Raw genomic sequence first — 565 nt, 5'->3', positions numbered from 1 at the left:
TCCCCATTCGGAAATCTCCGGATCAAAGCTTACTTACAGCTCCCCGAAGCATATCGGTGTTAGTACCGTCCTTCATCGGCTCCTAGTGCCAAGGCATCCACCGTGCGCCCTTAACAACTTAACCTTCTTCGACGAATGATAAGCTTCGAATTTCTTCGTTGACTTCGCGTTCTGCGGTGCTCATGTACACAAAACGTACATTCCGCTCCTCGACCACTCGTCGCCTCGAACTTCTCGCTTCTCCTTCGTCTCAGGATATCAGTACTTACTGAATATCCGTTAATATTACTAAGAGAATCACTAAACTAAGCGTTTAAACTCAGTGAATTACTTGAATTGTTATCGTTATCTAGTTTTCAAGGAACAAATAAGAGAGATAGTTCTCTCAAAACTAAACAAAATCAGAAACGTCTTTTTATGAAGAAGCTTGTCCTTCATTTTTCCTTAGAAAGGAGGTGATCCAGCCGCACCTTCCGATACGGCTACCTTGTTACGACTTCACCCCAATCATCTGTCCCACCTTAGGCGGCTGGCTCCTTACGGTTACCCCACCGACTTCGGGTGT

At 45.1% G+C, this 565-nt stretch carries 2 rRNA genes; both read right to left on the bottom strand.

Annotated elements, in window-relative coordinates:
• Positions 1–124, bottom strand: a 23S ribosomal RNA gene (locus I7822_RS29605); the annotation flags it as partial.
• A 324-nt stretch (positions 125–448) separates the two neighbouring features.
• A 16S ribosomal RNA gene (locus I7822_RS29600) occupies positions 449–565 on the bottom strand; the annotation flags it as partial.

The organism is Metabacillus bambusae, assembly GCF_017497975.1.
Lineage (GTDB): Bacteria > Bacillota > Bacilli > Bacillales > Bacillaceae > Metabacillus > Metabacillus bambusae.
This window is presented reverse-complemented; position numbering and strand designations above follow the sequence as displayed.